Here is a 26,059-nt window from a genome sequence, read left to right on the forward strand (position 1 = left end):
ACGCCTCTGTCAGCGCACCGTCAGGGCACCCCGTCAAGCGCCGTCGGCACCCGTGTGGGACTTCTCCATGGCCTCACGGAACCGGGCATAGCCGTCCAGCTCGGGGCCGTCGCCGCGCACTCTGCGGGTTCTACCGGCCCAACTGCCCCACAGGCCGCCACCGATCGCGGCCACAAGCGGAATCAGCAGCCAGACAAGCGCCCCCATGCCGACCTCCCAACGCTGTGAGCGTCCGCAACTGACTGATCAGCAGATTAACCATCCGCACCGACAACGCTCACGCCGGGGGGCCGGTTACGCAACCGGAGGTTCGGGAGTGCTCCGGGTGACGGACCTCAGCAGGCCCCGACCCACTCCTCCGTGCCGTCGGAGAACTTCTGGTGCTTCCAGATCGGGACCTCGTGCTTGAGGTCGTCGATCAGCTTGCGGCAGGCGTCGAAGGCCTCGGCCCGATGCGGACATGCCACGCCCACGACCACGGCGAGATCCCCGACCCGCAGGTCTCCGACCCGGTGCACGGCGGCCAGCGCCCGCACCGGGTACTCGGCCACGACCTTCTCGGCGATGCGTCGCATCTCGGCCTCGGCACTGGGGTGGCAGGAGTACCCGAGGGCGTCCACGTCCGCTCCCCCGTCGTGGTTCCGCACGGTCCCCACGAAGAGCGCGATGCCGCCGGCCGCGGCGTCCCCGACCGCCTGGAACACCTCGTCCACGGAGAGCGCGGTCTGCCGGACCCCGATCAGCTTGATGGGATCCTGCGCCGCCTGCTCGCCGGGGTGCTCGTTCACCTGTGCCATACCTCCATCGTGCCGCACGCCTGTGACACCGGGGAATACGAGATTCACCAGGCACGCGCGTGGAGCGTTTTGGAGGCTCGTACGACGTCGCCGCGCCGGCGAGCGATCCCACCCCGCCCTCACACGCGCCGCCGGGCCTTCCGGGCCCGCCGTACGACGGCGGCGGCGCCCAGCAGAGCGACCGTCGCCCCGGCGGCACCCGCGGCCGTGGCGTCCTTGCGGCCGAGCCGCCGCCCGGCGACCGTGTGCCGCCCGGAAACCTCCTCCAGCAGCTCCGCGAGCACCTCCTCGTTGGTCCACCGCGGCCGCCACCCGGCGTCGTGCAGCCGGCTCCCGCTGACCACCCAGGGATACATCGTGTACGCCAGATCGCCGGCCGGAGACGGCGTGAGCCCGATCCGGTGCAGCCGTGCCGCCGCGCCCAGCGCGACCGCCGAGGGCAGCTCCATCCGCCGGATCCCGCTGAGCTCCTCGACCTCCTCCTGTTCCAGCCACCCGTCGCAGCCCACGGCCAGTTCCCCGTCGACCTTCTCCAGGACGGCGTACTCCAGCGCACTGCACAGGTCCTCGACGTGGCAGAACTGCCACGCGGGCCGCGATCCGGCGACGACGAGCAGCCGCGGCGACTCGAAATACCGGGTCAGCGCGGTGTCCGTGCCGCCGACCAGCACGGCGGGCCGTACGACGGTGACGTTCAGCCCCGGATGCGCCCGCGGCGCCCGGCGCGCCAGCCGCTCGATCTCCAGCAGGTCCCCGACCCCGGTGGCCTCGGCGGTCGCACGCAGCTCGGCGTCCTCCGAAAGGGGCAGCTCGTTGTCCGGCAGCGCGCCGTAGACCATCGCGGAAGTGCACAGTACGACCCGGTGCACGCCGGCCGCCGCGGCGGCCGTGAGGACGGTCTGGGTCCCCCGGACGTTGTAAGCGGTGCGAGCCGCCGGATCGGTCTCCAGGTCCAGGTCGAGCGCGAGGTGGACGACCACGTCGGCGCCCCGCAGCTTGTCCGCGATGGCGGGGTCGCGCACGTCAAGGATGTGCCACGTGGCGGCCGCGCACTCCCCGCGCCGCTCGTCGATGGCGACGACCTGCTTGATCTCCTCGGAGGCGGCGAGCCGCTCGGTGAGCAGGGCGCCGACCCCGCCGGCGGCGCCGGTGACCGCGACGACGGGTCCGCGCACGGAGGAGGTTGAGGGGTTTCGCGCTGCGCGAACCTGTGGATCTGGGGAACTCACCGGGCGTCTCCAGCGGTTGTCTTCAATACGAGCGCGAGTGACGCGTACGTACCAGGTGCATCCATCCTGCCGCAGGCCTGCTGTGGGCGAAGCACTGAGGCCCGATCGGGTCCGGGTGTCTACGCTGGGTGGTGTTGTCGGGCAGCCGCGCCGCCGGAGAGAACCGGCGGCCTTACCAGCCGAGGAATCCCGTGAGTGACACCCCATTCGGTTTCGGCCTTCCGCCGGAGGAGCCGGAGGACGGCGACGAGGGCAAGAAGAAGGACCAGCAGAGCGGTGGTGGGCAGGGACCGGCCAACCCGTTCGGCTTCGGCGGCCTGCCTGGAGCCGGGGGCTTTGGCGGCCCCGGCGCCGACAATCCGCTCGCAGCCATGTTCGGTTCCCTGAACCCCACCGACCTGGGCGCCGCGTTCCAGCAGCTGGGCCAGATGCTCTCCTACGAGGGCGGTCCGGTGAACTGGGACATGGCCAAGCAGATCGCCCGCCAGACGGTCGCCCAGGGCACTCCGGACGGCACGAAGGACGCCAGCGTCGGCCCGGCCGAGCGCAAGGCGGTCGAGGAGGCCGTCCGCCTGGCCGACCTGTGGCTGGACGACGCGACGTCCCTGCCGTCGGGCTCCGCCTCGGCGGTGGCCTGGTCCCGCGCGGAGTGGGTCGAGGCGACCCTGCCCGCCTGGCAGGAGCTGGTCGACCCGGTCGCCGAGCGGGTCGGCGCGGCCATGGGCGACGTCCTGCCGGAGGAGATGCAGGCCATGGCGGGCCCGCTGATCGGCATGATGCGCTCGATGGGCGGCGCCATGTTCGGCACGCAGATCGGGCAGGCCGTCGGCGTGCTCGCCGGTGAGGTCGTCGGCTCCACGGACATCGGTCTGCCGCTCGGCCCGGCCGGCAAGGCCGCGCTGCTCCCGGCCAACGTGGAGGCCTTCGGCAAGGACCTCGGCGTTCCGCAGGAGGAGGTGCGGCTGTACCTGGCCCTGCGCGAGGCGGCCCACCAGCGCCTGTTCGCGCATGTGCCGTGGCTGCGCTCGCACCTGTTCGGCGCGGTCGACGGGTACGCGCGCGGGATCAAGGTCGACACGGCCAAGCTGGAGGACGTGGTCGGCCAGTTCGACCCGCAGAACCCCGAGCAGCTGCAGGACGCGCTCCAGCAGGGCATGTTCCAGCCGGAGGACACGCCCGAGCAGAAGGCCGCCCTGGCCCGTCTGGAGACCGCTCTGGCGCTCGTCGAGGGCTGGGTGGACGCGGTGGTCCACGCGGCCGCGAAGCCGCGTCTGGCGTCCGCCGACGCGCTGCGCGAGACCCTGCGGCGCCGCCGTGCCACGGGCGGTCCCGCGGAGCAGACGTTCGCCACGCTGATCGGTCTGGAGCTGCGCCCGCGCCGGCTGCGCGACGCCTCCCGTCTGTGGGCCTCGCTCACGGACGCGCGCGGTGTCGACGGCCGGGACGGCCTGTGGGCCCACCCGGACATGCTGCCGACGGCCGGCGACCTGGACGACCCGGACGGCTTCGTCCACCGCGAGCAGCTGGACTTCTCCGAGCTGGACAAGATGCTCGGCGAGGCGGCGGGCGGTGCTGCGGGCAAGCCCGACCCGCACAAGCCGGACCTGCACAAGAAGGACGACGACGCCAAGGACGACGACGCCGAGTGAGCCTGTACGACAACGCGGTCCTCGTACTGAAGGGGTACGAGGACCAGGAAGACCTGCGCCGGACGTACCTGGACCATCTGGCGGCCCACCCGGACGGCATGTGGAAGGCCTGCGAGGACGGTCACATCACGGCGAGCGCTCTGGTGATCGACCCGGCGCACGGGCGGGTGCTGCTGACCCTCCACAAGAAGTTGCGGATGTGGCTGCAGATGGGCGGCCACTGCGAGCCGGCCGACGCCACACTGGCGGAGGCCGCGCTGCGTGAGGCGACGGAGGAGTCGGGCATCGCGGAGCTGAGCCTGCTGCCCGCTGGGCCGGTGCGCCTGGACCGCCATCACACACCCTGCGCCTGGCACCTGGACGTGCAGTACGCCGCTGTCGCGCCGCCCGGCGCCATGGAGGCGATCAGCGACGAATCACTCGACCTGCGCTGGTTCGCCTACGACGAGGTGGCCGACGTGGCGGACGAGTCGGTCGTACGACTGCTGGACGCGACCCGCGCGAGACTGTGAACGTGCGGGGAGCTGTGAACGGGTAAGGGGCGGCCGCCTGGACGGTCGCCCCTTACGTTTGTTCTCCGGACTCAGTATCCGGGACTCAGCTCCAGACGTTCCCCTGGTTCTGCCCCCGTGCTCCGTGCTGCCCCATGCCGAACTGGGCGGCGAGGCCCTGCCCGATCACCGCGTTCTGCGGCGGCAGCAGCTCACTGGGCTGGACGAGCGCGAACCCGGACCCCATGAAGCTCAGCTCCCAGCCCTCACCGGTGTTCCCGCGCCGGCGCCACACCCCGGAGGAGTGCGTCTGGGCCTGCATCTGCACGCGCAGCCCGGTGGACCAGGCGACGATCGCGTCGGCGTCGCAGTTGACGTACCTGTCGGGCGTGACCTGCATCAGCAGCGGCGCGCCGGAGGTCATCAGGGCGACCCGGCCGCGCCCGGTGATGTTCAGCTGGTACTTCCCGGAGCCGGCGATGCCGTAGAGGCTGTCGACGGCGATGACCTCATAGTGCAGCGAGGAGTCCATGGCGAGGACGTAGGAGCTGTCGACGGTCAGCCCGTCCTGCTCGACGTCCATGATGTGCACGTGCTGGGCGAGGTTGGCGAGATACACCGTGCCCTGTCCGTGACAGCGCATCAGGTCCAGGCCCTCACCGGTGTACGCCTGCGCGCGTGCCTGGTTGTTGCTGCGGTACTCGGCGTCGAACTCGACCAGGCCCTGGTAGGCGACCATGCTGCCCTTGCGGGCGAGGATGTCGTCGTGGCCCTCCAGGGTGACGCGGAGCAGCTGCGAGTTCTGCAGGCTCCAACGCTCCTGCGTCTGGAGGTCGTTGTGCGCGAAAAGCGGGCTCTGCATGACTTTCTGGCTCCCCCTCAGCCCCGGATCCGGATGCGGTCGGTGCTGTCCTCGCTGGGCTGGACGACGACGATGCCCTGGCCGGAGAAGGCCATCTGGTAGGCCTCACCGCTGCCCCGGCCGATCAGCGACTGCGCCTTGAAGCTGCGCTTGCCCTTCACCTTCAGGTTCGGCGACCAGGCGACGAGCGCGTCCGGGTCGACATACGTCTCGTCCTCGCCACCGCCGCAGTCCACGACGATCGGCTCGCCCCGGGAGGTCAGGGCCACCCAGCCCTGCCCGGAGATCCTGGTGTTCCACAGGCCCTGCCCGGCGAACTTGGCGAGCCCCTTCACGCGCTCGACGCCCCAGCTGAGGTGGGCGTCGAAGGCGAGCAGGTTGGTGGCGTTGACGGAGATGCCGTCGCCGTTGAGGTTGATCACGACGACGTTCGCGCCGTAGTCGGCGAGGTAGAGCAGACCGTCGCCGCTGCACTTCATCAGCGGGGCGCCCTCGCCGGTGATCCAGTCGCGGGCGATCTGGCGGACGGCCGGCGGATTGGGCTCGTACTGGACGAAGCCTTCGTAGGCGACCATCGAGCCCACGCGCGCGAGGAGGTCGTTTCCGGTCTGCATGGCGACCTTCAGCATGTGCTTGCCGTGGTTCTCCATGCGGGCGGTGACAGGTGCGGGGGCGTAGCCCGCGAGCGGCTGGTTCATGACGGGCTCCCTCAGACCTCGTACGGCTGGACGACGATGAAGTTGCCGGGCGCGCCCCGGAACTGGAGGTTGACGCTCTCGCCGGTGTCGCCCGGGTAGGCGTTGCGGCGCATGCGGACCTGGCTGGAGACGATCACCTGGGAGGCGGCCGACCACGCGACGACGGCGTTGCAGTCGGCGAAGGTGGTCGGCGTGACCGGCAGGACCACGGGCGTGCCGTGGGTCTTGACGACGATCGTGCCGGTGCCCTGGAACTGCATGGTGAACAGCGCGCCACCGGGGATGCCGTGGCCCTCGATGCGGCGGACCTCGTACTGCAGGCTCTCGTCGAAGGCGAGGACGTTCTCCGCGGACACGCAGATCGCGTCGCCTTGCAACTCGACGGGGTGCAGGTGGGTGGAGTTCTCGGCGAGGAACACCTGGCCGTTGCCGGTGCAGCGCATCAGCTGCATCTCCTGGCCGGTCGCGTGGCCCACGATCCGCCCGGCGAACCCGGCGCCCTTGTAGGCGAAGTCGACCTTGCCCTGGTAGAGCACCATGCTGCCCTGCCGGGCCAGCACGGGCTGCCCGCCGATGCCGAGGTCGACACGGATGAGCTTCTTGTTCTGCTGCGTCCAGCGCTGCCCGGTCGGTGTCTCCTTGTACATCTGCAGCGCGGCCGACACACCGGCACCGCCCTGCGGGGCGCCCTGCGGTGCTCCGTAGCCGGCGGGCTGCCGGCCGGGGACCTGGCCGTAACCGGGCGGCATGGGCGCCGTCGGGTGGGCGCCGTAGGGGGGCGGCTGCTGGCCGTAGCCCGGGGGCATCGGAGCGGTCGGCTGACCGCCGTAGGGCTGCTGCTGGGGCGGCTGACCGTAGGGCTGCTGCGGTGGCTGACCGTAGGGCTGCTGCGGTGGCTGACCGTAGGGCTGCTGCGGTGGCTGTCCGTAGGGCGCGGGGGCCGGGGCGGGCGGATGGACGGTGCCGCCTGCGGGCGGGGCCAGGGGGGCGATGACCGTCGGCGCGGCGTGCACGTTCGACGCGGGTGCCGGTGCCGGGGGCGGGGTCTGACCGGGCGGGATCTGACCGGGCGGTGTGAAGCCCCGCGCAGGCGTGCCGCCGACGGGCTGTGCGAAGCCCTGGGCGGCTGCGGGCTGTAGCGCCTGGGCGGGCGCAGGGGCCGGGGCGGGCACGGGAGCCGGGAGGGGTGCGGCCGGGGCTGCGAACGCGGGCGGAGCCGTGGCCTGGGCGGGCGGGGCGAAGCCGGGAGCGGCGTCGGGCTGCGGTTGCTGCGGGGCGGCGGGGGCCTCCTCCAGTACCTCGCCGCCGAAGTTCTTCAGCAGCGCCTCCAGGCCGCCGTCGAAGCCCTGTCCGACGGCGGCGAACCGCCACACGTCCTTGAAGTAGATGTCACCGAGCATCACGGCCCGCTCGGTGGAGAACTCCGCGCCGTTGAAGGAGTATCGCGCGACCTCCTCGCCGCCCGCCACGATGCGCAGATAGCCGGGGGCGATCTGCGCCATCTGCCCGGCGCCGTCGATGGTCGCGGTGAAGGACAACTTGCGGATGTGCGACGGGATCCGGTCCAGGGTGACCCGGAACGACTCCGTGTCGCCCGCCTGGGCACCCAGCAACTGCAGGGATTCCTCGGGCGACTTCGGCTGGTTGAAGAAGACGAAGTACCGGTCGTCCGAGAGGCGCTCGTCGGCGTCCAGCCCGAAGCAGCTGATGTCGAAGGTCAGCCCGGGGGCGGAGATCTGCACGCCTACGTACAGATCCGTGCCCGCCGTGAGGTCACTGATCCTGGCCTTGTGGCCGCGTTGGAATTCCCTGGCCATGCGTTACGACCGTCCCCCATCCCGAATGCGAGTGCGTCGCGCCAGGCTAACGGCTCGATCCGACATCGGACGCAGCCGGTACAGACCCGGTACACAACCGCGCCCGGAGGCGGACGGACGGCGTCCGGCTCACTCCCCGCGGGCCCCCGGCAGATGGGGCAGCCGTTCCGCGGCGACGACCCCTTCGAGATACCCGCGGGCCCGCTCGGTACGCGGGTATGCCTCCAACAGCCGCCAGAAGCCGGGCCCGTGACCGGGGACCAGCAGATGGGCCAGCTCGTGGCAGAGGACGTAGTCGACGACGTACTCGGGCATCCCCTGCAGCCGGTGCGAGAGCCGGATGCTGCCCTCGGCCGGAGTACACGAACCCCAGCGGGTGTTCTGGTTGGTGACCCAGCGCACGGAGGCGGGGCGCGCCCGGCCGTCGAAGTACTGCTCCGACAGCCGCTCGGCACGCTCGGCCAGCTCGGCGTCGCCGAGCACTCGCTTGCTCTCCTGGGCAGCGAGTTTGTCGAGCATGACGGTGATCCAGCGCTGCTCCTCCGCCTTCGACATCCTGGCGGGGATCAGTACGACGGTGCGATCGCCCTCGCGGTACGCGGAGACCGTCCGGCGGCGCCGGGAACTCCTGCGGACCTCGATCGCGCTCGCCCCCGAGCCGCCGGGCGGCTGGCTCGTCGTGCTGCGCTGTGGCTTTCCGGCGCGGTGCAGTGGGTCGGCGGGCACGCCCCGACGTTACCCGTTGGGCATGGCCAAAGTCCCGGCTCCGGAACGGTTCGATGCCGATCCCCCACCATGCGTTTGATTCCTATGATTCCTACGACTGATCGGCACATCCGGTTTACAGGGCTCCGATCAACCGGCTGACGCGGCTCATCTTGGCCGATTTAGCAGGGTTCGTCCGGCCAACTTATATGACAAACACCCCTAGCCTGTGGATAACTCTCGGCGCCGGACCGGCGGGCACGGCATGCTGGCAGGCGTCGGCGGAGCACGACCGGCTCCGCCGGCGACGAGATGTTCCGGGGATGCCTTCAACGGATACGGGGGACAGTCATGCATCCGGTGATGAAGCCCGCGCTGCGGCGCGGCTGGCGTGATCGCGACACCGTGCAGTTCGGGATGACCCCGGCGCACGCGCTGACGCTCGGACCGATGGCCCCGGCGACGAGCGGCTTCCTGGATCTGCTCAACGGCACGCGCGGACTGCCGCTGCTGCGTGAGGAGGGCCGCCGCATGGACCTGCCGGCCGGCCAGGTCGACACCCTGCTGGAGCGGCTGACCCGGGCGGGCCTGGTCGACGACGCGCGCGGCGGCGGACCAGCCGCGGACGCGCTGCGCGCGAAGGAACACGTCCTGCGGCGGCTGCGCCCTGATCTCGCCGCGCTGTCCCTGACCACGGCCGAGCCGGGCGGCGCTCTCGCCCGGCTCGCGGCCCGGCGGGCGCTGCGCGTGCGGGTGCGCGGCGCGGGGCGGGTCGGCGCCGCGCTGGCATCGGTGCTGTCGGGCGCCGGAGTCGGCGAGGTCGACGTGCGCGACGTGGGACGCGTGGAGCCGTGGGACGTGGCGCCGGGCGGACTGCCGGCCGAGTCGATCGGCGAGCGCCGGGACGCGGCGGCCCGGGACGCCGTGCGCCGCGCGGCCCCCGACCGCCCACCGCGCCACGCCCACTCACCCGGATCCGGCGCCCGGGACGCCGGGCTCTCCCTGGTGATCCTCACCCCCCGGGACGACGTGACCGTGCACGCGCCCGATCCCGCCGACGCCGAGCCGCTCATGGCCTCCGGAACGCCGCACCTGTACGCCGGTGTCGTGGAGGGCACCGGCGTCGTGGGCCCGCTCGTCCTGCCGGGCGAGTCGGGATGCGCCGGCTGTCTGCATCTCGACCGCGGGGACAGGGACCCGGCCTGGCCGCGGCTCACCGCCCAGTGGCGATGCCCCAGGGCACGCCGGGTCGGGGCCTGCGATCTGACACTGGCCACGGCGGTCGCCGGCCTGGCCGCGGCACATGCACTGGCCTTCCTCGACGGGCAGTCGCCGTCCAGCGCGGGCACCCGTTGGGAGGTGTCCATGCCCGGACTGGACTGGCATGGCCAACCGGTCCGGCCGCATCCGGCATGCGGATGCGGGGCGGCGGAGAGAGGTGAAGCACCGGCGGAGAAAGCCAAACCGGAGCGCTCCTCAACCGACGGCGGACCGCGCGAGACAATGGCGGTGCAACGGCCGTCGGCGGAGCGACGCAAGGCAGGCGCGGCACGGCCGACTGGGACTTGGAGGGCGCATGTCTGATCTTCCCCGGAAGGCGGTCACCCGTACCGCCAAGCTCGCCGCGCTCCCGCTCGGCTTCGCCGGCCGGGCGACCTGGGGGCTGGGCAAGCGGATCGTGGGCGAGTCCGCGGAGATCGTCGGCCGGGAGCTGCAACAGCGCACGGCGGAGCAGCTGTTCAAGGTGCTCGGCGAGCTGAAGGGCGGTGCGATGAAGTTCGGGCAGGCTCTGTCCGTCTTCGAGTCCGCGCTGCCGGAGGAGGTCGCCGGGCCCTACCGCGCGGCCCTCACCAAGCTCCAGGAGGCGGCGCCGCCGATGCCGACCCGCACGGTGCACGCGGTGCTCGGGGAGCGGCTGGGTCCGGACTGGCACGATCTGTTCGAGGAGTTCGAGGACAAGCCGGCCGCCGCGGCCTCGATCGGGCAGGTGCACCGGGCCGTGTGGCACGACGGCCGCGAGGTGGCGGTCAAGGTGCAGTACCCGGGCGCCGGCGACGCCCTGCTCTCCGACCTGGGCCAACTGAGCCGCTTTGCCCGCCTGTTGGGGCCGCTGATTCCCGGCATGGACATCAAGCCGCTCATCGCCGAGCTGAAGGACCGCGTCTCCGAGGAACTGGACTACGGGCTGGAGGCGCAGGCCCAGTCCGCGCACGCGGAGGAGTTCACGGACGACCCGGACGTGGTGGTCCCGGCGGTGGTGCACCAGTGCGAGCAGGTTCTGGTGACCGAGTGGATCGACGGCATCCCGTTGTCGGAGGTGATCTCGGACGGCACCCAGGAGCAGCGCGACCGCGCCGGTCAGCTGCTGGCCCGGTTCCTCTTCTCGGGCCCGGCCCGCACCGGCCTGCTGCACGCCGACCCGCATCCCGGCAACTTCCGGCTGCTGCCCGGCGGCCCGGACGGCGAGTACGACTGGCGCCTGGGGGTCCTGGACTTCGGCACGGTCGACCGGCTGCCCGGCGGACTGCCGCTGCCGATCGGCGCCTCCCTTCGCATGACCCTGGACGGCGCAGCCGAGACGGTCTACGAACTCCTCTGCGAGGAAGGGTTCGTGAAGGAGTCCATAGAGCTGGACCCGGACGCGGTACTCGACTACCTGCTGCCGATCATCGAACCGGCCCGGGTCGACGCGTTCACCTTCACCCGCACCTGGATGCGCAACCAGGCCACGCGCATCGCCGACCCCCGCTCCCCCGCCTACCACCTGGGCAAACGCCTCAACCTGCCCCCGGCCTACCTCCTGATCCACCGGGTGACCCTGAGCACGATCGGCGTCCTGTGCCAACTGGGGGCCACGGTGCGGCTCCGCGAGGAACTGGAGGAGTGGCTACCGGGCTTCGTGCCGGGGGACGAGCCGACAGAGGAGGAGACGGCAGCGGAGGCGTGATCCGGCGTGCCTTGAAAGTGGGGAGGGGGCGGGGGGAGGGGGGAGGGCCCCGGGGAAGGGGCTCACCACCACGCCGAGTCCAGCCGGCCCTCGATCGCGCGGAGGTTCTCGCGGGAGCAGGTGTCGCAGAAGTACTGGCGGGCGCCGTTCTCCACGGAGCAGGTCCAGGTGACCGGCTGCGGTTCGTCGGCGGGGGTGCCGCAGCGGGCGCACACGGGCACGGGGCGCTCCGCGGTGGAGCCGCCCTGATCACTTCCTCCGGGAAGACTCGTCACCCGGTGACGATAACTCCGCCGGCGCAGGATCGCCGTGCGCAACGCACCGCGGGGACCGGTCCGTTCGGCTGGACCGGCCCCCGCGCAGAAGGCTTCGCCTCCCCGGGCCGGGAGGCCACCGCTTCTCAGGTGTGATCGTTACTGCATGACCGCCATGGCGAGCGCGCGGCGGGCGCGCAGCGAGGCGCGCTCGGCCCGGCGCTGCATCCGCTCGGCGACCGCCAGGCGCACGGCCCGGCGTTCCCTCGCCGCGTCATGGAGTCGCTCGTGCATATGCGCACGAGCCAGGGCTTCTTGCATGAGTTGCATCTCTCGGGTCCTGTTCTGGCGCGCTTCGGTCGCGCCGGTGGTGGTGAAGTCTGTGGTCGCGGAGCCGGCGGGCTCGCTGGTGGACGGCTTCATCGGGGCCTGCTTCTTGGGATCGTGCGTGAGGGGGCGGTCGATCGTTCCTGCGGTGTTCATGCCGTGACCGGGTTCTTCCGCGGGCGGCCACGCGGCCGCTTCCGGGCGACGACGACACCCTGGACGAACAGCTCGCCACCCCAGACGCCCCAGGGCTCACGCCGCTCCTTGGCCCCGGCGAGACAGGCCTCGATCAGCGGGCAGGTGCGGCACAGGGACTTGGCGTACTCGACGTCCGCCGGCGACTCGGCGAAGAAGACCTCCGGGTCGTAGGAGCGGCAGGGGACGGGTACGCCGAGGTTCTCGATGGCGTCGTCGAGCGCGGTGAGCGCGGTGAGGGGGGTCAAGGTGGAGTCCTCCGTGAGGCCGGGCGGGGGGATCGTCTGTGAAGGCGGTACGGACGGGGCGTGCGCTTCGAGTTGCACGGTTGGTCTTCCTCGTCTGGTCGGTCCGGCCGGTTGACCGGGTGTCGGCTTGGTACCGGGTTCTTTCTGTCCCGAGGCCCCTTCGCTCCGTTGTCCCCGTTCGGGGCAAACAGAAGGGCCGCGGATCCCGGATGGGGTTCCGCGGCCCTGAAGGCGCCGGCCTGATCGGATCAGGCTGGATCACTCCAGGGTTTTGGCCCACGGAAGGCCCACATCAGGTGGTGCTGCGTCGTCTGCTTCCGGAATCCGGCACCGGCCGCCGCAAAGGCATAGGCCTGCGCCTGTGCCGCTACCGCTTCCAGTGCCTTGGTCGGTCGCTCATTGCGCTCACGGACGGGGCGGCCCGCGAGAGCGAGGGAGGACGCCGGACGGACGGCACGGATGCCGGACAGACCGGTGCCCTGGTGGGAGGCGCCGAGCATGCACAGGGAGACGGTCGAGCGATCGGTCAGTTTGGCCGTGCTGATGGTGCTGGTGTTGATGCTGATCACTGGACTCGCCTCCTCTCGGCGTCTTGGGGACTGGGGTGAACCAGTCCGTTCGGATATGCAAGTACAACACGGAGTTGGGCCTTTGGAGAAGGCCGCCGCTTCCGTGCCTAGAACCTATGGGGATTGCTGGGGCATGCGCAAACTATTTTTTCGACGAGTTCGTATCAGTCGTCGTCATCGGCTTCCCCAACCTCGTGACCTGCGCAGATGGCTAGAACGTCGGTTCCGTAGCTGCGCAGCTTGCGGCTGAGGACGCCGGGGATGCGGGAGAGCTCGGCGGGGCTCTCCGGGCGTGCCTCGGCGATGGCCATCAGGGTGCGGTCGGTGAAGACGCAGAAGTCGGGCTGTCCGCTGCGCTCGGCCTGGATCGCCCGCCACTCCCGCAGTCGTTCGTAGAGCCCTTCGTCCATGTCCGAAGGGCAGTCCTCGCAGCGCATCAGCTTCATCTCGCCCGCGTCGGTGAGTGTGCGGCCGCAGACCCGGCAGCGGGCGGGCGTGCGCTGGGCGCGCCGGGGAACGGCGGTGGCGCTGCCCCCGGCGGTCCCGCGCTCGACGCCTGCGGTGGCGACGCTGCCGGTGGGGCCGACGGTGGCGGTGGTGCCTGGACGCAGTCCGTCGAGGAAGCGGCTCGGCCGGCGGCTGGGGCGGCCGCCCGGTGAGCGGGACAGGGCCCAGGAAACCTGGAGCCGTTGCCGCGCGCGGGTGACGCCGACGTAGAGGAGCCGGCGCTCCTCCTCGATCTGCTCGTCGGTCTTGGCGTAGGTGATGGGCAGCATGCCCTCGGCGATGCCGACGACGAAGACGACGTCCCACTCCAGGCCCTTGGCTGCGTGCAGGGAAGCGAGGGTGACGCCCTGGACGGTCGGGGCGTGCTGGGCGTTCGCCCGCTCGTCGAGTTCCGCCACGAAGTCGCCGAGGGTGGCGGCGGGCCTGGCGGCGGCGAGGTCTTGGGCGAGGTTGACCAGGGCGGCGAGGGACTGCCAGCGCTCTCTGACGGCGCCGGAACCGGCCGGGGGTTCAGCGGTCCAGCCCTCCCCGGAGAGCACGGCTCGCACCTGGGAGGGCAGGTCCACGGCCTCGTCCAGCAGCGAGTCGTTGCCGCCGAAGCGGGCCGCTCCGCGCAGGGCGATGCCGGCCTTGCGTACCTCGGGCCGGTCGAAGAAGCGCTCGGCGCCGCGCAGCTGGTAGGGGACGCCGGCGTCGGCGAGGGCCTGCTCGTAGGTCTCGGACTGGGCGTTCGTACGGAACAGGACGGCGATCTCGGCGGCCGGGACGCCCGCGTCGATCAGCTCGCGGATCCGGCGGGCGGCGCCTTCGGCCTCGGCGGGCTCGTCGGTGTACTCGGTGTAGGACGGCTCGGGGCCGGGGGCGCGTTGGGAGACCAGTTCCAGCCGGTGGTCGGCGGCGCGGCCGCGGGCCTGGGCGAGCAGGCCGTTGGCGAGGCGGACCACCTGGGGGGTGGAGCGGTAGTCACGGACGAGTTTGACGACGGTGGCGCCGGGGTGCCGGGCGCGGAAGTCGAGGAGATGGTCGGGTGTTGCTCCCGTGAACGAGTAGATGGTCTGGCTGGCGTCGCCGACGACGCACAGGCTGTCGCGGTCGCCGAGCCACAGCTCCAGCAGCCGCTGCTGCAGGGGGCTGACGTCCTGGTACTCGTCGACGACGAAGTGCTGGTACTGCGCGCGGACCTGTTCGGCGATGTCGTGCCGGTCCTGCAGGATGGCGACGGTGAGCAGCAGGACGTCTTCGAAGTCGATCACCGAGCGGTCGCGTTTGAGGTCTTCGTAGGCCGCGTAGAGGTGGGCGATCTCTGTCGGGTCGCGTGGGGCCTCGCGGCCGGCCTTCGCAGCCGCGTACGCGTAGTCGGCGGGGATGGTCTGGGTGACCTTGGACCATTCGATCTCGGCGGTGACGTCCCGCAGCTCGCCCCGGTCGAGCCGGGTCCCCAGGCTTGCGGCCGCGTCGGCGACGAGCTGGATCTTGCGGTCGACGAGGCGGGGCATGCCGCCACCGATCGCTTTCGGCCAGAAGTACTGCAGCTGGCGCAGGGCGGCGGAGTGGAAGGTGCGGGCCTGGACGCCGTGGGCGCCGAGCTGGCGCAGCCGGCCGCGCATCTCTCCGGCGGCGCGGTTGGTGAAGGTGACGGCGAGCACGCTGGACGGCTGGAGGATGCCCGCGAGCACTCCGTAGGCGATGCGGTGCGTGATCGCCCGGGTCTTGCCCGTGCCCGCTCCCGCCAGGACGCACACCGGGCCGTGCAGGGCGGTGGCGACCGCGCGCTGCTCGGGGTCGAGCCCTTCGAGCACCGCGTCGGCCCCGGTCGGCACAGCCGCGTACGGGGAACCGCCGGAGCCCTGCGGGAAGAGGGTGGAGTGCGTTGCTGCTGTCACACCGCCATGCTGCCAGGTCGCCCGGGACTGCCGTGGCGGTTGTCCACAGGCGGGCACCGATAGTCGTATGAATGCGGCAGGTGTCACAGCCGCCTGTGGATACCCCGGGCGGGAATGGCGGACGGTTCGCGTACGTTGCTTCCTCGGACGACCTTTCCGAGCTGCCTGAGGAGCGCGAGAGACATGCAGGGCACTGTGACGATGTACAGCACGACTTGGTGCGGCTACTGCCGGCGGCTGAAGAGCCAGCTGGACCGGGAGGGCATCGGCTACACCGAGATCAACATCGAGCAGGACCCCGAGTCCGCCGCCTTCGTCGAGAAGGCGAACGGCGGAAACCAGACGGTCCCGACCGTGCTCTTCCCGGACGGCTCGACGCTGACGAACCCCTCGCTGGCCCAGGTGAAGCAGAAGATCGGCGTGTGATCGCTCCGCGGGTTTCCGCGGTGGCCCCGGCAGGGCGGCCTCTGAAGGATCAGGGGCCGCCCCGCTGTGTCTTGTCCCACACCAGGGTGTAGCGCCAGAGCAGTCGGCGGCGGAATCGGCAGCCCGGCAGCAGCAGGCGGGCGGCCGTGCGGACCTCGCTCCAGTGCATCGTGGAGTCCTCGACGGGCATGCCGGCCGGTCCGCGCTTGCCGCCGCGCAAGCGCCGGTGCAGCAGGCTCGCGGGCACCCCGCAGCCACTGATCACCCAGTCCAGCGGGGTGTGGTTGTACGCCATCCCCACGACGACCAGCCGTCCGCCGGGCGCGACGAGCCGGGTCAGGCCGGTGATCGCGTCCGCGAAGGGGGCGTGATGCACGACGGCGACCGCGCTGACGAGGTCGTAGGCCTCCTCCGGGAGCGCGGTGCCGTCTAGATAGTCGGCCGCCACGAAGGTGACGTTCCCGGGCTGTCGTGCGCGGGCCTGGAGGATCATCTCCGGTGAGCGGTCCACGCCTGTGACCGTCGCCGCTCTGGTCGCGAGCTTGCGGGCGAGGAGGCCGTCGCCGCAGCCGACGTCCAGGGCCGTGCGGCAGCCGTCGGGTACGGCGGCCAGCACGGCCCGGTGGTAGTGGACGTTGTGGTTCCAGTACGGGTCGCCCTCCACCCGGGCCGCCTCAGACGAAGCTGCGCGTCGGCAGCGGCTTGCCGTACCACATCTCGATCAGGCGGGCGGCGATCGAGATGCCGTAGGGCGGCAGCACCTCGCCGGACTCGAAGGCCTCGTGGAGTTCCTGGCGGGAGAACCAGCGGGCCTCGTGGATCTCGTCGCCGTCGACGTCGATCTCGGTGGAGGTGGCGCGGGCGGTGAAGCCGAGCATCAGGCTGGACGGGAACGGCCAGGGCTGGCTGGCCACGTACTCCACGGGGCCGACGGTCACGCCGACCTCTTCGGACACCTCGCGGCGCACCGCCTGCTCGATGGACTCGCCGGGTTCGACGAAGCCGGCGAGCGTGGAGAAGCGCCCCTCGGGCCAGTGGACCTGGCGGCCGAGCAGGATGCGGTCGTCGGCGTCGGTCACCGCCATGATCACGGCCGGGTCGGTGCGCGGGTAGTGCTCGGCGCCGCAGGCCGGGCAGCGGCGGATGTGGCCGGCGGCGGCGATGACCGTGCGCTCGCCGCAGCGGGAGCAGAAGCGGTGGGTGCGCTGCCAGTTCTCCAGGCCGACCGCGTGCACCATGAGGCCGGCGTCGCGCGGTGAGAGCAGCAGGCCGGCCTCCCGCAGCCCGGCGGGGCGTGCGGACTGGTCGATACGGCCGGGCAGCGAGTCCTTCTGGAGCGCGAAGTAGCTGACGCCCTCGTCGTCGGTGCCGAGGAAGTAGCGGTGTGCTTCGGTGAGCGGGGCCTCGAAGGACGGCGTCATGACGAGTTCGGTCCGGCCGTCCGGTGTCTCGTCGATGAGCACCTGGCCGCCGGAGACCACGAAGCACCGGGTCGTGGGGTGGCTCCACGCCGCCGCGAGCCAGGCCTCGTCGAGCCGGTGATGGGCGGCCCGGTCGATGCCGCTCGGGGCGGTCAGTGAGATGGGTCGATCGGCTGTGTCGTCGGTCCAGGTGGTCACGGGTGCTTCCAACTCCCCCAGTGCAGCGGTTGGTTCGGCGGGCGGTTCGGCGGGACGTACGGCGCGGTCCGGTCAGGGCGTGGGACGCCAGTGCTCGGCCAGGTCACCCCACAGGTAGGCGCTGGTCTCGACGCCCTTGAGGAGGAGGTCGAGCTCGACCTTTTCGTCGGGGGCGTGCCAGCCGTCGGAGGGGACGGAGATGCCCAGGAAGAGCACGGGTGCGCCGAGGACTTCCTGGAGATCGGCGGCGGGTCCGGAGCCGCCCTCGCGGGTGAAGCGGATCGGTTTCTCGAAGGCGCGGCCCATGGCGCGGGCCACGGACTGCAGCGCGGGGTGGTCGAGCGGGGTCAGGCACGGGCGCGTGGCCGCGCCGAAGCTGATCTCGTGCCGGATCCCGGCGGGCAGCTGCGTCTCGGCCCAGGCACGGACGGCCTTCTCGATGTGGTCGGGCTCCTGGCCCGCGACCATCCGGAAGGACAGCTTCACCATGGCCGAGGACGGGATGACCGTCTTGCTGCCCGGGCCCTGGTAGCCACCGCCGATGCCGTTGACCTCGGCGGTCGGGCGGGCCCAGACGCGTTCGAGGGTGCTGTATCCGGCCTCTCCGTGGGGGGCGCGGGACTTGGCGGTGCGCAGCCAGCGCGCCTCGTCGAAGGGCAGCTCGGCGAACAGCTCGCGCTCGCGGTCGGTCAGCTCCACGATGCCGTCGTAGAAGCCGGGGATCGCCACGCGCGCGTGCTCGTCGTGCAGGGCGGCGACCAGGCGGGCGGCCGCGGTGGCCGGGTTGGGTACGGCGCCGCCGAAGGAGCCGGAGTGAATGTCCTGGTCGGGGCCGTACAGCCGGATCTCGCACTCGGCGAGGCCGCGCATGCCGGTGCAGACGGTCGGGGTGTCCTCGGACCACATGCCGGTGTCGGAGACGATCACGGCGTCGGCGGCGAGCCGTGCGGCGTGTTCCTCGACCAGGGCCCGGAAGTGCGGGGAGCCGGACTCCTCCTCGCCCTCGATCAGCAGCTTCAGGTTGACGGCGGGGGTGGTGCGGCCGGCGGCGGCGAGGTGGGCGCGGACGCCGAGTGTGTGGAAGAACACCTGGCCCTTGTCGTCGGCCGCCCCGCGCGCGTAGAGGCGATTTCCGCGGACGACCGGCTCGAAGGGGTCGCTTTCCCAGCCGTCCTCGCGGGCGGCGGGCTGCACGTCGTGATGGCCGTAGACGAGGACGGTGGGTGCCTCGGGGTCGGCGGAGGGCCACTCGGCGAAGACGGCCGGGGCGCCCGGGGTCTGCCAGACCTCGGTGGTCGGGAAGCCGGTCTCCTTGAGCTTGGTGGCGAGCCAGTCGGCGCTGCGGCGTACATCGGGTGCGTGGTCGGGCTGGGCCGACACGGAGGGGATGCGCAGCCATTCCGCGAGGTCGTCGAGGAAGGCGGCGCGGTGCTGCTCGATGTACGTGCGGACGGCGCTGTCCGGGGTCTGGCTCATGCTCACGAGCCTATCGGCCCGCACCGACAACCTCGGCGGGCGGTTCGTCACACTCAGGATGTCTGGTGTGCCACTCCGGCGCCCTCCGTTGCGGCGTCCGCCGTGAGGAGCCGCTCCAGGGCGGCCCGGTCCGGCAGTTCGGGCGGTCGTACGACCTCGCCGCTGCGGACGTACAGGAAGGTGGCCGTGACCGACTCGGGCGGCACGCCCTGCTGCTCGGCCCAGGCCAGCCGGTACACGGCGAGCTGGAGCGGGTCGGCGGTGCGGGTGCGGCTGGTCTTCCAGTCGACGATCTCGTACGTCGCCTCGTCGCCGTCGCCGTGCTTGTAGACGGCGTCGATACGGCCCCGTACGACGCGGCCGGCGAGGGTGAGCTGGAAGGGGGCCTCGACCCGGTAGGGGGTGCGCCGGGCGTACTCGCTGCGTTCGAAGGCTTCCTTCAGGGCCTCCAGGTCGTGTTCGTCGGCGATCTCGGCGTCGCTGCCGGGCAGCTCGTCCGGTTCCAGCAGGGGCAGTGTCAGTTCCTCGAAGCGGGCTTCCACCCACGCGTGGAATCGGGTGCCCCGGCGCGCGGCCGGTTGCGGGGGGCGTGGCATGGGGCGTGCGAGTTCCTGCGCGAGCCCGTCCGGGTCCTCGGCCAGGCGCATCAGCTGGGTCGCGGTCAGCGTGACGGGCAGCGGGACGTCGGTGACGGCCTGCCGGGCGCGCAGCAGCTCTCCGGTGAGCGCGTCCAGATCACGGTCCCAGGAGGCGATGGTGCGGGCCTCCTCGGGGGTGAGACCGGTGGAATGCCGCGGCTGGGCGGGGCCGGGGTGGTGCTGCGGGGCGGGTGCCTGGTGCGGAACCGTGGGCCGGGCGGCGCTCCAGGCGTCCCGGTCGCTCCATGTGTCCCGGTCGGCGGGGGCGTCCGGGGCAGCGGGGGCGTCCGGGGCGAGGGCGTCCGCGTCGTAGGGCGGTTCCTCGTCACCGAAGGGGTCCTCGTCGTACGGGACGTCCGCGCCGTGCTCGTCGTACGGCTCGTCGCCGTAGGGGTCGTCGTCCGGGGGCGGGGGCCAGTCCGGGTCGTCCAGGGCGGCGGGGTCGTGGGCGGCCGGTGGGCGGCCGGTGGCCTGGGCGGCGAGGGTGTCCAGGTGGGCGAGGACGGTCTCGGCGGCCGCACGGCGGCGGGCCAGGGCGGCGGCGTCCAGCGGGAGCGGCCACACCTGGTCGGCGGCGGCCGTGTGCAGGGCGGGGTTCTCGTCGTCCTCGGCGGGTTCCTCGGCCCATGCCTCGATCTCGCCGTGTCCGGCGGCGCAGTGGTCGTACAGAGCCCGGAGGAAGTCGGAGGGGCCGCGTGGCTTCTTCTGGCTGGGCCCCCACCAGTGGCCGGAGCCGAGCAGCAGGGAGCGGGGGCGGGTGAAGGTGACGTAGCCGAGGCGCAGCTCCTCGGTGTGCTGGTGGTCCTTCATGGCCTCGTGGAAGGCCTTCATGCCGCGTGCGTCCCAGCTGTCGGCGTCGGGCAGCGTGTCGGTGTCGCCGCGCAGGGCGTGCGGCACCACCTTGGCCTGCGCCGTCCACTTCTCGCGGCCCTGTGCGCTGGGGAACGTGCCCTTGACCAGTCCGGGTACGGCCACGACGTCCCATTCCAGGCCCTTGGACTTGTGGGCGGTGAGCACCTTGACGGTGTTCTCGCCGCCGGGCAGGGCGTTGTCGAGGCCCTTCTCGTACTGCGCGGCGGTGCGCAGGAAGCCGAGGAAGGCGAGCAGGGTGGCCTCGCCGTCGCTCGCCGCGAAGGAGGCGGCGACGTCCAGGAAGTTGGAGAGGGTCTCGCGACGGCGGGCGGCCAGGGCGTGCGGGGACGCCGACAGCTCCACCTCCAGGCCGGTGACGGCGAGGACGCGGTGCAGGACGTCCATCAGCGGGTCGGAAAGCGAGCGGCGCAGGTCGCGCAGTTCGGTGGCCAGGCGTGCGAAGCGTACGCGCGCGTCCGCTGAGAACGGCAGCCCGTCGTCGTCCTCCTCGCCGTCCATGGGTGTTTCGAGGAAGGTGTCGAGGGCGTCCGCGAGCGATATCACCTCGGCCGGGTCGATGCCTTCGACGGCCGCGGCGAGCCGGCGGTCCGGGTCATCGGTGTCGTCCACGCGCGCGTGGGCGACCAGCAGGCGGGCGCGGCGGCCCAGCAGGGCGAGGTCGCGGGGGCCGATGCGCCAGCGCGGGCCGGTCAGCAGCCGCACCAGGGAGGCGTTCGCGCCGGGATCCTGGAGCACCTCGCAGACGGCGACGAGGTCGGCGACCTCGGGCAGGTGCAGCAGCCCGGACAGGCCGACCACCTCGACGGGGATGTCCCGGGCGACGAGGGCGCCCTGGATCTCGGCGAAGTCGGTCGCCGTACGGCACAGTACGGCGATCTCGCCGGGGGCCGTGCCTGTGTGCACGAGGTGGGCGAGGGAGTCGGCGATCCAGTCGATCTCCTCGGCGTGGGTGGGCAGCAGGGCGCAGCGGACCGTGCCGTCCCGCTCGGCGCCGGGGGCGGGGCGCAGGGCCTCCACGCCCGCGTGCAGGGCGCGCAGCGGCTCGGCGAGGCCGTTGGCGAGGTCGAGGAGGCGGCCGCCGCTGCGGCGGTTCTCGCTGAGCGCCTGCCGGGTGGCCCGGCGGCCGTCGGAGTGCGCGAAGTGCGCGGGGAAGTCGTCCAGGTTGGCGACGGAGGCGCCGCGCCAGCCGTAGATGGCCTGGCAGGGGTCGCCGACGGCGGTCACCGGATGGCCCGTGCCTTCGCCGAACAGGCCTGCCAGCAGGACGCGTTGGGCCACGGAGGTGTCCTGGTACTCGTCCAGGAGCACCACGCGGAAGTCCTCGCGCAGCAGCCGGCCCACCTCGGGGATGCGGGCGAGCCGGGCGGACAGGGCGATCTGGTCGCCGAAGTCGAGCAGGTCGCGCTCGCGCTTGGCGGTCCGGTAGCGCCGGACGAGGCCGGCCAGTTCGCGGCGGGCAGTGGCCGTCTCGGGGACCTTGCGCAGGTCGGCGTTGGTGAGTTTGGCGCTCTGGAGGGTGCGCAGCAGGTCCGCGTCCCAGGCGCGCAGTTCCTCGGGGGTGACGAGGTGTTCGGCGAGTTCGGAGTCGAGGGCGAGCAGATCGCTGACGAGGTCGGCGAAGGAGCGGGTCAGCGCGGGGTAGGGGCCGGGGGCTTCGCGCAGTACGCGCGCGGCCAGCTGGTAGCGGGTGGCGTCGGCGAGCAGCCGGGAGGTGGGCTCCAGGCCGAGGCGCAGGCCGTGGTCGGTGAGGAGGCGGCCGGCGAAGGCGTGGTACGTGGAGATGACCGGCTCGCCGGGCGGGTTGTCCGGGTCGATGGCATCGGGGTCGGTGACACCGGCCTTGATCAGCGCCTTGCGGACGCGTTCGGCCAGTTCACCGGCGGCCTTGTTGGTGAAGGTCAGGCCCAGGACCTGCTCGGGGGCGACCTGGCCGGTGCCGACCAGCCAGACCACGCGGGCGGCCATCACGGTGGTCTTGCCCGATCCGGCTCCGGCCACGATCACCTGCGGGGCGGGCGGCGCGATGATGCAGGCCGTCTGCTCCGGGGTGAACGGGATGCCGAGGAGCTCTTTGAGCTGCTCGGGGTCGGTGATGCGGGCGGGCATGTCGAAAAGGCTAGTGGCGAGCACTGACAGTCCAGTGCGGGCCGACCACCCGGGGAGGAAGAAGCGCAGGTCAGCACATGTGGTGCCATGCGTCACTCCCGCATCTGACGATGGCTCACTCGACCACGTGCCGGCCCTCGGGCCGGGCGCTGCACGAGGCGCGGAACGCGCAGTGCGTGCAGTGCTGGCCGGTGTTCGGTGCGAACCGTTCGTCGAGGACCTTGCCGGCGGCGGCGGCCAGCAGCTCGCCGACCCACTCCCCCGACAGCGGCTCCTGGTTCTGTGTCCTGGGCAGACTGTCGCCGCCGTCGCGCTGGGCGGCGCCCTGTCTGAGGTGCACCAGTTCCGCGCCGCCGGGTTCGGGGCGTATGCCGTCGAAGGCGTCGTCGACGGCGCCTTCGTGGACGGCCAGCTGGTAGACGGCGAGCTGGGGGTGGCGGGCCACCTCGGCGGCGCTGGGCGCCTGTTTGCCGGTCTTGAAGTCGACCACGTAGGCGCGGCCCTCGCCATCCGCCTCCACGCGGTCCATCTGACCGCGGATGCGGACCTGGTAGTCGCCCGCCTCCAGGGTGACGTCGAAGTCCTGCTCGCTCGCCACCGGGGTGCGCCCCGTGCGGTCCAGCACATGCCAGTTCAGGAAGCGTTCGAGCGCCACGCGCGCGTTGTCCTTCTCCTGCTGCGACTTCCAGGGCGCGTCGAAGGCGAGCGCGTTCCACACCGAGTCCAGCCGCTCCATCAGGACGTCGAGGTCGGCCGGGGTACGGCCGGAGGCGACCTCGTCGGCGAGGACGTGGACGACGTTGCCGAAGCCCTGCGCGGTCGTGGCCGGGGCGTCGGCCTTCACCTCGCGGCCGAGGAACCACTGGAGCGCACAGGTGTTGGCGAGCTGGTCGAGGGCGCTGCCGGAGAGCACGACCGGATGGTCGCGGTGGCGCAGCGGCACCTTGCTCTCGGTCGGGTCGTACATGCCCCACCAGCGGTAGGGGTGCGCGGACGGCACCAGTGGGCGGCCGTCCTCGTCGGCGAGGGCGGCGAGCCGGGCCAGCCGGCGGGCGGCGGCCTCGCGCAGGGCGGCGGACACGCGCGGGTCGACCGTGGTGGCGCGCAGCTCGGCGACAAGCGCGGCCACGGACAGCGGGCGGCGGGGGCGGCCGGTGACGTCCCGGGGTTCGACGCCGAGTTCGGTGAGGAAGCGGGACGGCTGGTCGCCGTCGTCGGCCGGCGCCTTCACGGCGGTCACGACGAGGCGTTCACGCGCGCGCGTGGCGGCGACGTAGAACAGGCGGCGCTCCTCGGCCAGCAGCGCCCCCGGAGTGAGCGGTTCGGCGAGTCCGTCCCGGCCGATGCGGTCGGCCTCCAGGAGGGAGCCGCGGCGGCGCAGGTCGGGCCACAGGCCCTCCTGGACGCCGGCGACGACGACCAGCCGCCACTGAAGGCCCTTGGCGCGGTGCGCGGTCATCAGGCGGACGGCGTCCGGGCGTACCGCGCGGCCCGTGAGCGTGTCGGCGGCGATGTCCTCGGCCTCGATCTCCTCCAGGAAGTTCAGGGCGCCACGGCCTCCGGTGCGCTCCTCCGCGCGCGCGGCGGTGGCGAACAGCGCGCACACGGCGTCCAGGTCCCGGTCGGCGTTGCGGCCGGCCGCGCCGCCGCGCCGGGCGGCGCGCTCCAGACGCATGGGCCACGGCGTGCCCTCCCACAGCTCCCACAGCGCCTCCTCGGCCGTACCGCCGTCGGCCAGGCGCCGGCGGGCCCTGCCGAGCAGCGCGCCGAGGCGCTGCGCCCCGCGCGCGTACGCGGGATCGTGTACGGCCAGACGCTCGGGTTCGGCGAGCGCCTGTGTCAGCAGTACGTCGGAGGGGGGCGGCAGCGGGTTACCCGCAGTCCGCTCCTCCTCGCGCAGGGCACGCCCGAGGCGGCGCAGATCGGCCGGGTCCATGCCGGCGAGGGGGGAGGCGAGCAGGGTGAGCGCGGTCTCGGTGTCGAGCCAGGAGGTGGGGGCCGGGGTCTGCTCGGCACTGTCTTCAGCGACGACTGCGGCTCCCTGCGCCCGGGCTGCTGCGGCTTCGGCTTCCTCGGCCCCTGCTGCTGTGGCTTCGGCTTCCTCGGCCCCGGCCTCCTCGGCTTCGGCGTCGTCCGCCGGTGCGGGCGGTTCGCCCTCTGTGGTGGGTCCGCTCGGGTTCTCCGCGTGTCGCCCGGCCTCCGCCGTGGCCACCGCGCGCAACGCCGTCAGCAGCGGGGCCACCGCCGGTTCGTGGCGCAGAGGCAGGTCGTCGCCGTCGATGTCCACGGGGACGCCGGCCGCGGTCAGGGCGCGGCGGAGGGTGGGCAGGGTGCGGGATCCGGCCCGGACCAGGACGGCCATGTCGCTCCAGGCGACGCCGTCCTCCAGGTGCGCGCGGCGCAGGATGTCCGCGATGTTGTCCAGTTCTGTACCAGCCGTCGGGTACGTGTAGACCTCGACGCGGCCCCCGTCCCGTACGGCGGCCGGCTCGCGGTGGGCGCGGACCCTGTCGGCGGGCAGTCGGGGCAGCGGCATGCGCTGGGTGATCAGGCGGGTGGCGGCCAGCAGGGCGGCGCCGGAGCGGCGGGCGGTACGCAGCACCTCGACGGGGGCGGGGCGGCCGTCCGCGCGCGAGAAGGCCGCCGGGAAGTCGAGGATGCCGTTCACGTCGGCGCCCCGGAAGGCGTAGATCGACTGGTCCGGATCGCCGAAGGCGACCAGGGTTCGTCCGCCGCCGGCCAGCGCGTGCAGGAGCCGTACCTGGGCGGGGTCGGTGTCCTGGTACTCGTCGACGTACACGGCGTCGTACCGGGCGGCGAGCCGTGCGGCGGTCTCGGGGCGGCGGGCGAGCAGGACCGCGCGGTGGACCAGTTCCGCGTAGTCGATCACACCCTGCAGGTCGAGCACGTCCAGGTACTCGGCGAGGAACGCCGCGGCGGCACGCCAGTCGGGGCGGCCGATACGGCGGGCGAAGGCGTCCAGCGCGTCGGGGCCGAGGCCCAGCTCGCGGCCGCGGGCGAGGACCGCGCGGACCTCGTCGGCGAAGCCGCGCGTGGTCAGGCAGGCGCGCAGTTCGTCGGGCCAGCGCACATGGGTCAGCCCGAGCCGCTCCAGCTCGGGCTGACCGGCGAGCAGCCCGCGGACGGCGACGTCCTGCTCGGGGCCGGAGAGCAGACGCAGCGGCTCGGCGAACACGCCGCTGTCCTGGTGGGCGCGCACCAGGGCGTAGCAGTACGAGTGGAACGTGGTGGCCCGGGGCGCGCGGGCGGCGCCGATGCGCAGGGCCATGCGGTCGCGCAGGTCGACGGCGGCCTTGCGGCTGAACGTCAGCACCAGGATGCGCTCGGGGTCGGCGCCCTCGGCGATCCGCGCGGCCACGGACTCGACGAGCGTGGTGGTCTTGCCGGTGCCGGGACCGGCGAGGACGAGGAGGGGGCCGCTCCGGTGGTCAACCACGGTGCGCTGTGCCGCGTCCAGAGGAGGGGGGGCCATGGCGGCCGGCGGGGTACGGACCAGTCGGTAAGCGCCACGGCCCCCCTGCNNNNCCCCCCCTGCCGCACCGGGGGGTGCGGCAGGCGTCCTGTGGAGGAAGAGGAGCTCACGTGGTTGGCCGGTCCTGTGGTTGTGCTGGTGGGCGGGCGGTCACGCGTGCGTGACGGTGGCCGCGGGGTGAGGGGGACACGTGCAGGCGACGCTACGCCGCCCCGCCGGACGGAAGCAGGGCTTCCGCTTCTTCTCTCGC

At 72.5% G+C, this 26,059-nt stretch carries 22 protein-coding genes; 5 read left to right on the forward strand and 17 right to left on the reverse strand.

What is annotated here, in order from left to right; all coding sequences use genetic code 11:
• Positions 1-33: 33 nt before the first annotated feature.
• From AV521_RS49405 to AV521_RS25135, 3 genes are all read right to left on the reverse strand, one after another.
• Complete coding sequence (locus AV521_RS49405; protein ID WP_179023372.1) at positions 34-207, reverse strand: hypothetical protein; 174 nt, start codon at positions 205-207, stop codon at positions 34-36.
• A 128-nt stretch (positions 208-335) separates the two neighbouring features.
• Positions 336-797, reverse strand: coding sequence for a molybdenum cofactor biosynthesis protein MoaE (locus AV521_RS25130; RefSeq protein WP_076090913.1), 462 nt, complete (start codon positions 795-797; stop codon positions 336-338).
• A 119-nt stretch (positions 798-916) separates the two neighbouring features.
• Positions 917-2,026: an SDR family oxidoreductase gene (locus AV521_RS25135; protein WP_076090915.1), complete on the reverse strand. Its 1,110-nt coding sequence runs from the start codon at positions 2,024-2,026 to the stop codon at positions 917-919.
• 191 nt (positions 2,027-2,217) lie between these two features.
• On the opposite strand from AV521_RS25135, the gene AV521_RS25140 reads away from it, so the two are divergent.
• Positions 2,218-3,675 (forward strand): zinc-dependent metalloprotease, encoded by a 1,458-nt coding sequence (locus tag AV521_RS25140; RefSeq protein ID WP_076090917.1) that lies wholly within the window; start codon positions 2,218-2,220, stop codon positions 3,673-3,675.
• The gene (locus AV521_RS25145) at positions 3,672-4,187 is read left to right on the forward strand and encodes an NUDIX hydrolase (protein ID WP_076090919.1); all 516 of its coding nucleotides are present in this window, start codon (positions 3,672-3,674) and stop codon (positions 4,185-4,187) included. Before AV521_RS25140 ends, AV521_RS25145 begins: the two co-directional genes overlap by 4 nt.
• 85 nt (positions 4,188-4,272) lie before the next feature.
• Here the strand turns inward: AV521_RS25145 and AV521_RS25150 are convergent, their stop codons facing one another.
• The 4 genes from AV521_RS25150 to AV521_RS25165 form a co-directional block, all read right to left on the reverse strand.
• The gene (locus AV521_RS25150; RefSeq protein ID WP_076090921.1) at positions 4,273-5,028 is read right to left on the reverse strand and encodes an AIM24 family protein; all 756 of its coding nucleotides are present in this window, start codon (positions 5,026-5,028) and stop codon (positions 4,273-4,275) included.
• Between the two features lie 17 nt (positions 5,029-5,045).
• Positions 5,046-5,726 (reverse strand): AIM24 family protein, encoded by a 681-nt coding sequence (locus tag AV521_RS25155; protein ID WP_076090923.1) that lies wholly within the window; start codon positions 5,724-5,726, stop codon positions 5,046-5,048.
• 11 nt (positions 5,727-5,737) lie between these two features.
• Positions 5,738-7,543, reverse strand: coding sequence for a TerD family protein (locus tag AV521_RS25160; protein ID WP_076090925.1), 1,806 nt, complete (start codon positions 7,541-7,543; stop codon positions 5,738-5,740).
• Positions 7,544-7,672: 129 nt separating this feature from the next.
• The gene (locus tag AV521_RS25165) at positions 7,673-8,269 is read right to left on the reverse strand and encodes a M48 family metallopeptidase (RefSeq protein WP_076090927.1); all 597 of its coding nucleotides are present in this window, start codon (positions 8,267-8,269) and stop codon (positions 7,673-7,675) included.
• A gap of 330 nt (positions 8,270-8,599) precedes the next feature.
• On the opposite strand from AV521_RS25165, the gene AV521_RS25170 reads away from it, so the two are divergent.
• Together AV521_RS25170 and AV521_RS25175 are read left to right on the forward strand one after the other, a co-directional pair.
• The gene (locus AV521_RS25170) at positions 8,600-9,832 is read left to right on the forward strand and encodes a TOMM precursor leader peptide-binding protein (protein ID WP_076090929.1); all 1,233 of its coding nucleotides are present in this window, start codon (positions 8,600-8,602) and stop codon (positions 9,830-9,832) included.
• The gene (locus AV521_RS25175; protein WP_076090931.1) at positions 9,825-11,195 is read left to right on the forward strand and encodes an AarF/ABC1/UbiB kinase family protein; all 1,371 of its coding nucleotides are present in this window, start codon (positions 9,825-9,827) and stop codon (positions 11,193-11,195) included. Before AV521_RS25170 ends, AV521_RS25175 begins: the two co-directional genes overlap by 8 nt.
• 62 nt (positions 11,196-11,257) lie before the next feature.
• Here the strand turns inward: AV521_RS25175 and AV521_RS48710 are convergent, their stop codons facing one another.
• From AV521_RS48710 to AV521_RS25195, 5 genes are all read right to left on the reverse strand, one after another.
• Positions 11,258-11,470: a hypothetical protein gene (locus tag AV521_RS48710; protein WP_143658644.1), complete on the reverse strand. Its 213-nt coding sequence runs from the start codon at positions 11,468-11,470 to the stop codon at positions 11,258-11,260.
• 138 nt (positions 11,471-11,608) lie between these two features.
• Positions 11,609-11,932, reverse strand: a complete 324-nt coding sequence (locus AV521_RS25180) for a hypothetical protein (protein WP_076090933.1) — start codon at positions 11,930-11,932, stop codon at positions 11,609-11,611.
• On the reverse strand, positions 11,929-12,297 hold the full coding sequence (locus tag AV521_RS25185; protein WP_023546912.1) for a WhiB family transcriptional regulator: 369 nt from the start codon (positions 12,295-12,297) through the stop codon (positions 11,929-11,931). The genes AV521_RS25180 and AV521_RS25185 overlap by 4 nt, the downstream gene beginning before the upstream one ends.
• 170 nt (positions 12,298-12,467) lie before the next feature.
• Positions 12,468-12,788 carry a hypothetical protein gene (locus tag AV521_RS25190; protein ID WP_076090935.1) on the reverse strand — a complete coding sequence of 107 codons (321 nt, stop codon included), beginning with the start codon at positions 12,786-12,788 and terminating at the stop codon, positions 12,468-12,470.
• A 164-nt stretch (positions 12,789-12,952) separates the two neighbouring features.
• The gene (locus AV521_RS25195) at positions 12,953-15,235 is read right to left on the reverse strand and encodes an ATP-dependent DNA helicase UvrD2 (protein ID WP_371917061.1); all 2,283 of its coding nucleotides are present in this window, start codon (positions 15,233-15,235) and stop codon (positions 12,953-12,955) included.
• A gap of 126 nt (positions 15,236-15,361) precedes the next feature.
• Here AV521_RS25195 and AV521_RS25200 point away from each other — a divergent pair, with 126 nt between their 5' ends.
• Complete coding sequence (locus tag AV521_RS25200; RefSeq protein ID WP_076090937.1) at positions 15,362-15,604, forward strand: mycoredoxin; 243 nt, start codon at positions 15,362-15,364, stop codon at positions 15,602-15,604.
• A gap of 49 nt (positions 15,605-15,653) precedes the next feature.
• On the opposite strand, the gene AV521_RS25205 is transcribed toward AV521_RS25200, so the two are convergent.
• The 5 genes from AV521_RS25205 to AV521_RS25225 form a co-directional block, all read right to left on the reverse strand.
• Complete coding sequence (locus AV521_RS25205; RefSeq protein WP_076090939.1) at positions 15,654-16,268, reverse strand: bifunctional 2-polyprenyl-6-hydroxyphenol methylase/3-demethylubiquinol 3-O-methyltransferase UbiG; 615 nt, start codon at positions 16,266-16,268, stop codon at positions 15,654-15,656.
• A 10-nt stretch (positions 16,269-16,278) separates the two neighbouring features.
• Positions 16,279-17,223 (reverse strand): NAD(+) diphosphatase, encoded by a 945-nt coding sequence (nudC, locus tag AV521_RS25210; protein ID WP_076090941.1) that lies wholly within the window; start codon positions 17,221-17,223, stop codon positions 16,279-16,281.
• A gap of 72 nt (positions 17,224-17,295) precedes the next feature.
• Positions 17,296-18,699 (reverse strand): dipeptidase, encoded by a 1,404-nt coding sequence (locus AV521_RS25215; RefSeq protein WP_076090943.1) that lies wholly within the window; start codon positions 18,697-18,699, stop codon positions 17,296-17,298.
• A 53-nt stretch (positions 18,700-18,752) separates the two neighbouring features.
• Positions 18,753-22,316 carry an ATP-dependent DNA helicase gene (locus AV521_RS25220; protein ID WP_076090945.1) on the reverse strand — a complete coding sequence of 1,188 codons (3,564 nt, stop codon included), beginning with the start codon at positions 22,314-22,316 and terminating at the stop codon, positions 18,753-18,755.
• 115 nt (positions 22,317-22,431) lie between these two features.
• Positions 22,432-25,809: an ATP-dependent DNA helicase gene (locus AV521_RS25225; protein ID WP_076090947.1), complete on the reverse strand. Its 3,378-nt coding sequence runs from the start codon at positions 25,807-25,809 to the stop codon at positions 22,432-22,434.
• Between the last annotated feature and the right edge of the window lie 250 nt (positions 25,810-26,059).

Source organism: Streptomyces sp. IMTB 2501, assembly GCF_001953885.1.
Classification (GTDB): Bacteria; Actinomycetota; Actinomycetes; order Streptomycetales; family Streptomycetaceae; genus Streptomyces.